Annotated in this window: 8 protein-coding genes; 7 read left to right on the top strand and 1 reads right to left on the bottom strand. The window is 65.3% G+C overall.

Features of this window, described 5'->3' with window-relative positions:
• The first annotated feature begins 108 nt into the window (after window positions 1–108).
• The gene (gene dinB / locus FW784_RS09260) at window positions 109–1,209 is read left to right on the top strand and encodes a DNA polymerase IV (RefSeq protein WP_149353062.1); all 1,101 of its coding nucleotides are present in this window, start codon (window positions 109–111) and stop codon (window positions 1,207–1,209) included.
• A 4-nt stretch (window positions 1,210–1,213) separates the two neighbouring features.
• On the opposite strand, the gene FW784_RS09255 is transcribed toward dinB, so the two are convergent.
• Window positions 1,214–1,675: a hypothetical protein gene (locus tag FW784_RS09255; protein WP_149353061.1), complete on the bottom strand. Its 462-nt coding sequence runs from the start codon at window positions 1,673–1,675 to the stop codon at window positions 1,214–1,216.
• Between the two features lie 174 nt (window positions 1,676–1,849).
• On the opposite strand from FW784_RS09255, the gene FW784_RS09250 reads away from it, so the two are divergent.
• From FW784_RS09250 to FW784_RS09225, 6 genes are all read left to right on the top strand, one after another.
• Window positions 1,850–3,385 carry a PAS domain S-box protein gene (locus FW784_RS09250; RefSeq protein ID WP_187770756.1) on the top strand — a complete coding sequence of 512 codons (1,536 nt, stop codon included), beginning with the start codon at window positions 1,850–1,852 and terminating at the stop codon, window positions 3,383–3,385.
• 100 nt (window positions 3,386–3,485) lie between these two features.
• Window positions 3,486–4,256, top strand: coding sequence for an EAL domain-containing protein (locus FW784_RS09245; RefSeq protein WP_187770755.1), 771 nt, complete (start codon window positions 3,486–3,488; stop codon window positions 4,254–4,256).
• A gap of 368 nt (window positions 4,257–4,624) precedes the next feature.
• Entirely contained in the window at window positions 4,625–5,446 is an 822-nt protein-coding gene (locus FW784_RS09240; protein WP_149353058.1) for a hypothetical protein, read from the top strand.
• A 192-nt stretch (window positions 5,447–5,638) separates the two neighbouring features.
• Window positions 5,639–6,130: a hypothetical protein gene (locus FW784_RS14645; protein ID WP_205123590.1), complete on the top strand. Its 492-nt coding sequence runs from the start codon at window positions 5,639–5,641 to the stop codon at window positions 6,128–6,130.
• A gap of 762 nt (window positions 6,131–6,892) precedes the next feature.
• A complete protein-coding gene (locus tag FW784_RS09230) occupies window positions 6,893–7,942 on the top strand; it encodes a hypothetical protein (protein ID WP_149353056.1) in 1,050 nt (349 codons plus the stop codon).
• A 134-nt stretch (window positions 7,943–8,076) separates the two neighbouring features.
• Window positions 8,077–10,411, top strand: a 2,335-nt coding sequence (locus FW784_RS09225) for a DUF6531 domain-containing protein (RefSeq protein WP_149353055.1), incomplete at its 3' end; no start/stop codon positions are given.

Here is a 10,411-nt window from a genome sequence, read left to right as displayed (position 1 = left end):
AGGCGCGGGCCCGGCCCGCGGGCGACAATCGGCGCGTCCGTGCCCGGCCGCCCGCATGACCGTCCGCCTCCGCCTGTTGCACTGCGTCACCGACGGCCCGGCCTTGCCATGAGCTTGCCGCCGCGCAAGGTGGTGCACGTCGACATGGACGCCTTCTATGCGAGCGTGGAGCAGCGCGACGATCCGTCGCTGCGTGGCCGGCCGGTGGTCGTCGCCTGGAAGGGCCTGCGCTCGGTCGTCTGCGCCGCGAGCTACGAAGCGCGCGTGTTCGGCATCCGCTCGGCGATGCCGGCCGTGCGCGCCGAGCGCCTGTGCCCGGATGCCGTGTTCGTGCCGCCCGACTTCGTGCGCTACAAGCAGGTGTCCCGGCAGATCCGCGCGATCTTCCAGCGGCACACCGCGCTGGTCGAACCGCTCTCGTTGGACGAGGCCTACCTCGACGTCACCGAACCGCTGAGCGACCTGCCCACCGCCACCGACATCGCCAAGGCGATCCGCGCGGAGATCCGCGAGACCACGCAGCTCACCGCGTCGGCCGGCGTCGCGCCGAACAAGTTCGTCGCCAAGATCGCGTCCGACTGGCGCAAGCCCGACGGCCTGTTCGTGGTGCCGCCGTCGAAGGTGCAGGCGTTCCTCGCGCCGTTGCCGGTGGGACGCCTGCCGGGCGTGGGCCGCGTCACCGACCGCGAACTCGAGGCGCTCGGGCTGCGCACGGTCAGCGACCTGCGCGATGCCGGTCGCGACGTGCTGCTGGAGCGCTTCGGCCGTTGGGGCCAGCGCCTGCACGAACTCGCCTGGGGCATCGACGACCACCCCGTCGAGCCCGAGCGCGCGCACACGCAGATCTCCAGCGAAGACACGCTGGCCAGCGACGAACCACTGGCTGCGCTCGACGCCCACATCGACCGGCTTGCCGAAAAGACCTGGGCGGCGTGGCAGCGCCAGTGCGAGCGCGACACCAGCGAAGGCCGCGCACCGCGCAGGCCGCGCACGGTGGTGCTCAAGCTCAAGACCGCCGACTTCCGCATCCTGACGCGATCGCTCACGCCGCCGCGGATGCCGGCGGACGCTGCATCGCTCGCACGCATCGCCGCCGAGCTGCGCGCGCGCGTGGCGTTGCCCGCGTCGACGCGCTATCGGCTGGTCGGTGTCGGGCTCGCCAACCTGGATCCCGCGGGGCCGCAGGTCGATCTGTTCGACGAGCCCTGAGCGATCAGCAGAACAGGCCCATGAAGCAGTCGTCGTCCGGCGCCGGCGGCGGTGGCGCGACGCAGTGGTTGCTGCCATCCCACACGAAGCCTGCCGCGCACTGGCTGCTGTCGACCGCCACCGTGCGGCAGCGACCGTCCAGGTAGTTGCAGGCGTACGGGCCGCAGTCCTCCGTGGCGCCGCGGCCATTGCGCGACGTCGATACCGCGCTGCAGCTGAACTCACTGGCGGCCCGCATCTCCCGCAGCGCGCCTTCGAGGGTGGCTACGCGGCCTTCGAGCGCGCGGTTCTTCTTGCCGAGCGCGATGAGCCGGCGCTCGTTGAGCACGGTGCGGTCGATCTGCGCGCCGCCGATGTTGGGCGAACGCATCATCGGTTGCACCATCTGCGGACGCGTCTGCGCGGGCGCGAGCGGCACCGCGAGGCACAGCACAGCCGCGAACGCGAACATCGGAACTGCACGCATGGAATCCCTCCCCAATGCCGGTCCACTCGCCGGCATGCGCGACGCTGACACGTCGGGCGGCTGCCGGCCACGCCTTCCGTCGGGCGAGACACCATCGCGGTTTCGCCACGGCGGTTCACAGCGCACAGGACGCGTGGCATGGCGAACCGGGGACGCAGGGCAAAAGGGGACACCGTGGCCCAAGACTTCGACGGATTCGACGCCAACCCGGTGCCGATGTTCGTCTTCGACATGGAAACCCTCTGCATCGTCGCGGCCAACCCGGCCGCCGCCGAGCTCTATGGCTGGCCGCAGGCGGAGATGCGCGGCCTGAGCGTGCTCGAACTGCGCCCGCCCGGCGATCGTGAAAAATTGCTCGCGCACCTTCGACTGCCCGCGGCGGAGCGCCCCACTCGCGGCATCTGGGTGCATCGCCATCGCGGCGGCACGCGCATGCATGTCGAGGTGCGCGCGGCCGATGTCGCCTACGGCGGACGGGCAGCGCGCCTGGTGGTCGCGCGCGACGTCAGCGAATCCGAGCTCACCAATGCACGCGTGCACCTCATCGCGCAGGCGATGAGCGACGCGGCCTACGACTGCGACGTGCTCAGCGGCGACCTGTGGTTCAGCGACGGCTTCGCCACCAACTTCGGTTTCACCGCCGACACCGTGCCGACCACGCTCGACCAGTGGGCGGCGCTGGTGCATCCGGACGAACGCGTGGGCGTGCACGGCAGCCTCGATGCCGCGATCGCGGGCGGCGCGTCGAGCTGGGTCGAGGAATACTGCTTCCAGCGCGGCGATGGCACGTACACCGAAGTGCTCGACCGCGGCTACATCCAGCGCGACGGCCACGGCACCGCGGCGCGCATGGTCGGCGGCATGATCGATCGCCGCCCGCAGCGCCTGTTGTCGCCTCGCCTGCGCCTGTTCGAGCGGGCGGTGGAAGCATCCACCAGCGGCATCCTGATCGCCGACGCCGGCCGTCCCGCGTTCCCGATCGCCTACGCCAACCCGGCGTTCGAGCACATCACCGGCTACCGCGCCGACGAAGTCGAAGGCCGCGCGTTCGATTTCCTGCAGGCGTTCGATCCGCAACAGGCCGGCGCCGCCGTCGTGCGCGATGCACTCCAGGCGATGACCGACGTGCAGGTGTCGTCGCAGGGCACGCGTCGCGACGGCAGCGCGTTCTGGTACGAGTACCGCATCACGCCCATGCGCGACAGCGACGGCCGCGTCAGCCACCTGCTCGGCGTGATCACCGATACCAGCGAACGCCAGCGCCATGCGCAGCAGCTGCAGTGGCGTTCGACGCACGACGTGCTCACCCGGTTGCCCAATCGTCACCTGATCCTCGAGCACCTGGCCGAAGTGGTGCAACGCGCGCGCACCGACGGCGGGCGCGTGAGCGTGCTGATCGTCGACCTCGACGGATTCAAGCTGGTCAACGATGGGCTCGGCCATGCCGCCGGCGATCGCGTGCTGTGCGAGATCGCGCTGCGCCTGCATCACATGCTCGGGCCGCGCACACTGATCGGGCGTTCCGTCGGCGACGAATTCGTGATCATCGTCGAGGGCGACGACGACATGCTCGCGGAGTACGTCGCATCCGGCGTGCATGCCGCGCTCATCGAGCCTGTGGAAGGCGACGCGCGCGCATGCAAGCTCACCGCATCGGTCGGGTACAGCCATTTTTCCAAGAGGACGCGAGTAGCGCCGAAAGCCTGCTGATGAGCGTCGAACTCGCGGCGATCCAGGCCAAGAAGCAGGGCTGTAATTGCACCGTGGCGTATCGCGCCGGCAGCACTCCGTCGAGCAAAGGCAAATTGCAGTGCTGCAGGAATTGCGCGCGGCGCTGGAACGCAAGGAGTTCCGGCTGCTGTTCCAGCCCGTATTTTCGAGGGACCTGCGCCTGGTGGCGCTCGAGGCGCTCGTGCGCTGGGAACATCCGCTGCGCGGCCTGTTGCCGCCGTCGGAATTCATCAGCATCTGCGAGGAGAGCGGGCTGATCGTCGAGCTCGGACGTCGCGTTCTGCACGAAGCCGCGCACCATTACGCATTCCTGGTCCCGCAAGGCCTCGGCCACGTGCGGCTGTCGGTGAACGTGTCTGCGATGCAGTTCGCGCACGGGCTGCTGGATGACGTGCGCCGCGTCGTCGAGGAGTTCGACCTGCCCTTCGGCGCACTCGAACTCGAACTCACCGAGAGCGTGATCGTCGACGATCCCGAACGCGCCGCGCAGGTGATGGTCGCGCTGGCCGAACTCGGCGTCACCATCGCCAGCGCCATCGCCGATTTCGGCGTCGGCTATTCGTCGCTGCGTTATCTCAAGCGCTTGCCGATCCATCGGCTCAAAATCGATCGCTCGTTCGTCAATGACCTCGAATCCGACGAGAGCGATCGCTCGATCTGCGAAGCGGTGATCGCGCTTGCGCGTACATTGCGGCTGGGTGTCGTGGCGGAGGGCGTCGAGTCGATATTCCAGCGCGACTGGTTGCGTACGAGCGGCGCCGGGGAGTTGCAGGGGTATCTATTCGCGAAGCCGGTTTCGTTTGCGGCGGCTACGAGTGCGGAGCCGGAGCCATCGGCGATGGCGGATTAGACGCGCGGAGCCGATCCACGCCGAGTGGTGGGCGCCAGGAGTTTTCGTTGCATTTTCCGCTCTTCGCACAAAGCGCAGCTGTCGAAAGAGACATCCGATCCGACCTTGTTTCGTCACGCCCGGAGAAAAGTGCTTGGTTCCCCAAGAGTTTTTCGGGTGCCTGCGCATGTCTCGGCACTGCGGTCAAAGATGCGGTAAAAAAAGTGGAGCAGATCGAGGCGCGAATAAGACATCCGTAAGCCGAAACGGTGCCACTGTTTCTACCCGAGGCGGACGTCGGGCTCCACGGGCACAGAGTCGCGAAGAGGCTTTTACTCTGACACAATGACCGCGGGGCGCTGCAGGATGCGGCGGGATTCGGGACGATTATGGCTTTTATCGATAAAGAACGCGCGTCTTACTTCGTGCGCGCGCTCGCGACCGTGATTGGCTTCGCGCCCGTTCTGGCACAAGCCCAAAGCAATCCGGGAAGCGCCTGCTACAACGGAAAATGCGACTACGCGAGTCTGGCGGATGCGGAAGCTGCCATGCGATTGGACGGGCCATTTGGTCCCAAGTTCGAGCGAATTCTGACGCTCGACCAAGGGACGATCACGCTGTTCCTGTACGGCGTTCCTGCGCAGGCGCCGGAAACGTTCTATCCGCCGCAGTACTACATGGATGGCACCCCACTGTGTGATTCCGTATTGGGCGACGGATGCCCGGATGAGGCCACAGCGATGCAGATGCTCGTCGCGGACATCCATACCCGCAACCCCTATCCTGGAAACGAGTTCATCAATGGCCAGTGGATCGGCACGCATGCTGATCCGTTCTACTGGATCGGTCAGCTTGCCAGCCCCGATCGGCGATTGGGACGCGTGTCGTTCACTCGATACGACGAGCTGAACGTCAGGCAATACCAGGTGTGGATTCACATTCCCGGGTTTCCATCGGACGACCTCCACTACCAGAACCGCATTCTCGGAAAGTACCAGGCGTTCATGTGCCCGGCAGGGTCAGTTGCCGGAAGCGGCCTGTCCGCACCGTACCTTTTGCCGGGCGACGCCCCTTCGAGCGCGATCCAGTGGCCGAAATTCTGCAACGTCGAAGAGCAGCGCTGGATCTATTACAAGCCGCTGCCTAAACCAACGCCGGGATTGGGTCCGTGCAAATGCGACGAGTCCCCCGGTACCATTGCCGGCAACTGATTACCGCTCTGCAGTGCCGTCGCTCATTAAGTCAATCGGACCGCAAGCTTCTGCCCGGCAGACGTCAACGAAATAGCGCTGGGAAAAATTCATTGATTCGAAAAACGTGCAGCGTTAGGTCGCTGCGCACGCACTGTTGGCCCGCTGCAAAAGAATCCCTAACTCGAAGTAGCACTGTGGAGCGACGCGAAGTTGGCATGGAAGCAAACACTCCGATGCTTCGCCATCCTGTTGTTGGCGCTCGTCAGCGGCTTGGTCGAAGCTGAGACACCGCCTGATTACGACACGCCGGCCGCCGCTCAAGCCGCGTGCCAAAGTGACCTCAATGCGGTCCTCGCCGCCCACCCAAACGATCAGGCGATTCCGGACGCGTGCACCGGCAGCGACTGGATCGTCGCCGGCAACGACCACGCGGGGAACATCATCCACCGGCAGACTTTCATATGCGAGTACGGCCGTCCCGGCGATTACAACGGGTGCGGATACTCATTTAATCCGCCTCATAACAGTGGCAATCCGGAGTATTACGCGTACTACGTCGACTGTCCTGCAGGGACGAGCTGGGACGGGACGACCGAGTGGTACCGGAACACGTGCGTCAACCTGCCACCGCCGCCACCACCTCCGCCGACCCCGGGCCTGGGCCAGTGCGACGGAACCTGCGGCGTCATGGCCGGCGGCTAGAGCCGCACCCGCCCGCCAGTTCAAGAACAAAGGTCGGGTTGGATTTTCAACGGCCTTACGACGCGTAATCAACATAGTGCCGGTCTCGACCCGCTGCAACAAGAAGTGGGAGCAAATCGGGCTCCCGTTCGATTTGTAGGCGTCTGTGGAAAGGCGGACCGATCCTCATTCCGCTTTCCGGCACCGGCCGGAAGCGGCCTGTCCGCACCGTACCTTCTGCCAGGCAATGCGCCGTCGAGCGCAATTCAACGGCCGAAATTCTGCAAGGAAGAGCAGCGCTGGACCTGCTACAGGCCGATGCCGAGACCCGACCTGGCCTGATCCGTGTAACTGCGATGGCTCCCTGGAGCGACTGCGGTCAACTGACTCGCCATTCCATATCTGGCGCAACGCGACATCTGTCGGAATACAGGGTCGAAAGGTGGAAAGCTCTGCTGTCGATAGCAAGCACGGCAGTGCCGTCGTAATTGCACGACCACGCACGGCGTCTCGACTGGACCAACGGCGATCTCGCACGTCGTCGCCCGAACCTACATGTGTCGGTAACACTTCGGACCAGGGCCCCGGTCGGAATTCGCCGGAGTTGCTTTGTGGGCAGGCTCTGGCAGAATCGCGGCGGGGAACTGTAGCTGGGACTGCATCGCGGCGCGCCAAATCGGCAGCGCCGCGAACGCTTTGTTATTGCTTCGTCACGCCGGGACGGCTGCGCTGCCTCGCGGCGACCGAAGTGGCAATGCGAATACGGGCGATAGGGCGTCCCAAATGAACAAGGATCGTTCGATGCACAAGTGTTGCCTGATGATCAGGTTCTTGTTTGTCGTCGCGCTACTAGCGCCGTTTGCGACGCTCGCGTCCAGCGTTTCGCAGTACTGCTTCCAGGGCGCGTGCTACCCGACGCTTCCGGCAGCCGAGTCCAGCCTGCGCGCGTCGTCGTCGAACGCCGCGCGAATGACGCGCGGCGGCATAGCGATCAACGACGCTCACACAGCCCCCATCTCGTACAGCGTGCCGCCCATCGAACCCGCCCGGGTTCAGAAGGCCGTCTACAGCATGCCGAACGAGGACAACCTGCGAGGGTTGTGCCACGGCGCCAATCCGATGCTGGACTACATGTGCGACACGGAGCGCGAAGCGGTCGACGCGTGGCTGAGCACGAACCCGTTCGCGTCGAGCTCATCGACCATCGATCCCAACTACTGGTTCGCCAGCGACTATCTCCCGCGGGCGACGTGGATCCGGGACTACCTGGCCGATGCCAACGGCATTCAGTACGCGATCGTTCACTTCGCGGGCATGTATGGGGGCGGCAGGTCAACGGAACCTTATCCGACCCAGCCCGCCCGCCTGGCCGTATTCAACGATTACAGCGCAGGACTCGGCCACACCTACATTTACTACAGCGTGCAGAAGATGGTGACGTTCAATTGTCCGGCTGGCTATCACGTCAAGAGGGTGATTCCGGATAGTTACCTGGTTGCCGAATCGCAGCTCGCGTCCGTCAAGTTCTGCGAGTCGAGCGAGTCGGCAGCGATCGTTGCGTTCAGTTCCAGCGACACACCACCCAGTGCTACCAGCGGCGAGTGCTCGGCCAAGGCGGCGACGCTGGGCCCCTGTAAGTGCGAGTCCCGCGTCGGCGCTGATATCGGTCTAATCGAAGCTGCTCCAACCAGGACACGGACTGACGCACATTCGACTCTCCGGGTGGGCGATCTCGGTCTCGCGCAATTGACCCGACCACTGGAGCTTTCCAGGAGGCGTGGAGGTGGCGCGGGCAACATCGAGTGGCTCCAGCGTCGAAGGTCGGGATCCTGACGGTAGCCGAGGCGGTGAAGCCCGTCTTGGCTGCCGTCCGGCTCACGGTAACGCGCACTGCATCTGCAAGAGCCGCGTCGGGCCTTCCAGCCCCGCACTCGGTACCGGAACAAGAAAACAATCGGGGATGAGTCATGGATTCGAACAGCCTGCACCGATGGACGATCGCACTTGGGCTCTTAGCTTGTTTCGCTGCGTCCAACGCGACTGCGAAGTCGGCGATGGTCGGGCCGGACATCCCCGGTGTTGCAGTGTCGAACTACGTGGGTAATCCCATCAACGTGGCGACCGGCAACAAGTACCAGGCCGAGTCCGATATCTCGGTATCGGCACTGCTTGAGTTCACCCGCCATTACAACAGCCAGCAGACGCTCGTATCAACGATGGGTCCGGACTGGACACACAGCTATTCGTCGCACGTCAGCACGTCGGCGGCCAGCGACGGAACAAGCGTCGCGGACGTGCTTCGTCCGACAGGCCAGCAGTTACGGTTCCGGCTCGTGAACGGTGCGTGGCAGGGCGACCCCAACGTTTCGCAAACGCTCGTTGCATTGACCGATGCAGGCGGCACGCAGACCGGCTGGGAGTGGCGTGACCTTCGCGCAAAGCGCATCGAGCAGTTCGATCTCGCCGGTCGCCTGGTTCGGATCAGCCTGCTCGATGGGCGGTGGGCCGCTGTCTCCTACGACACTGCCGGCCTGCTGCAGCGCGTCCAGCAGGACGACGGCCGCGCGTTGAGCTTCAACTACGACGCATCCAATCGCCTGGCGCGAATCGTCACACCCGATGGCGGCGAGACGATTTTCGATTACGACACCTCGGGCCGTCTTTCGGGCGTGCTCTACCCGGGCGGCGCGACGCGCACGTATCAGTACAACGAGAGCGCCTACACGTCATGGATGAATTACCCAACGCTGCTGACGGGTATTTCGGACAACGGGGTGCGCTACGCCACATATGGCTATGACGAGTCGGCGCGCGCGGTATCGACCGAGCACGCCGGTGGCGTGGAGAAGTACACGGTGGTGCGGAACGCCGACGGCAGCGCCACGGTGACCACGCCGACGGGCGCGACCGAACAGCGACAGTTCGTCACCAATTTCGAGACGCCGACGGCGCAGGCCATCACCCGCAGTTGCACCGACGGCTGTGCGGCGGCGTCGACCGCGTACCAGTACGACGCGAACGGGTACGTCAGCCAGAAGGTCGAGGCGGGTGTCACCACCGGCTTCACCAACGACGCACAGGGCCGGGTTACCCAGCGCATCGAGGCGGTCGGCACAGCGCAGCAGCGCACGATCCAGACCGATTGGAATTCCTCATTCGGCGTGCCTACCGAGCGCCGCACATACAACGCATCGAACACGTTGATAGCGAGGGCGACGTGGACTCTCAACAGCCGCGGCCAGCCCCTCTCAACGACGGTGTCGGACCCGGTGCTTGCGATTTCGCGAACGTCCGCCACCACCTACTGCGAACAGCCCGACGTGGACGCCGGCACCTGCCCGCGCATCGGGCTGGTCACCAAGGTCGATGGCCCACGCACCGACGTCAGCGACATCACCACCTACACCTACCGCATGGCCGACGCCGTCGGCTGCGATACGGCGCCGACCACTTGCGCCTACCGCCGTGGCGACCTGTGGAAGGTCACCAACGCCAAGGGTCAGGTGGTCGAGACGCTGGCGTACGACGGTGCGGGCCGCCCGCTGTCGATGAAGGACGCCAATGGTGTCGTCACTGACCTCGAGTACAACGCCCGCGGCTGGCTGACCGCCTCCAAGGTGCGCGGCGCGGACACGTCGGTCGAGACCGACGACGTCATCACGCGCATGGACTACCTGCCGACGGGCCTGGTGCAGAAGGTCACCCAGCCCGACGGTGCCTCCACCACGTTCGAATACGACGCGGCGCACCGGCTGACGGCGATCGCCAACAACGTCGGCGACCGCATCGACTACGTGCTCGACAACGCGGGTAAGCGGACGAAGGAAGACACCAAGGACGCGCAGGGCAACCTGCGCCGCGCACTCTCGCGCGTCTACAACCAGCTCGGCCAGTTGCAGGCGGCCAACGACGCCTATGGCTACGGGCCCACCATGACGTACGACGCGTCGGGCAATGCCGACATCGTCAAGGACGCGAAGGGGCGCCTGACCGACAACGACAGCGACCCGCTGAATCGGCTGACGCGTACGTTGCAGGACACCGCCGGCATCAAGGCCGAGACGAAGTTCGGCTACGACGCGCTCGACAACCTGACCGCCGTCGTCGATCCGAAGGGCCTGACCACCGGCTACACCTACAACGGCCTCGGAGATCTGACAAAGCTCGTCAGCCCGGACACGGGCACGACTTCGTACACGTACGACAGTGCCGGCAACCTCAAGACCAAGCTCGACGCCCGGGGCTCGACGAAGCAGGCCACCTACGCCTATGACGTGCTCAACCGGCTGACCGGCGTCAGCT

The sequence above is a fragment of the Cognatilysobacter lacus genome, assembly GCF_008274655.1.
In the GTDB taxonomy this organism is placed as follows: Bacteria; Pseudomonadota; Gammaproteobacteria; order Xanthomonadales; family Xanthomonadaceae; genus Cognatilysobacter; species Cognatilysobacter lacus.
This window is presented reverse-complemented; position numbering and strand designations above follow the sequence as displayed.

What these genes read in the sequence shown, in the direction of transcription:
- dinB (WP_149353062.1), top strand. Translation starts at nt 109, where the DNA reads ATGAGCTTGCCGCCGCGCAAGGTGGTGCACGTCGACATGGACGCCTTC.
- FW784_RS09230 (WP_149353056.1), top strand. Translation starts at nt 6,893, where the DNA reads ATGAACAAGGATCGTTCGATGCACAAGTGTTGCCTGATGATCAGGTTC.
- FW784_RS09255 (WP_149353061.1), bottom strand. Translation starts at nt 1,675, where the DNA reads ATGCGTGCAGTTCCGATGTTCGCGTTCGCGGCTGTGCTGTGCCTCGCG.
- FW784_RS09240 (WP_149353058.1), top strand. Translation starts at nt 4,625, where the DNA reads ATGGCTTTTATCGATAAAGAACGCGCGTCTTACTTCGTGCGCGCGCTC.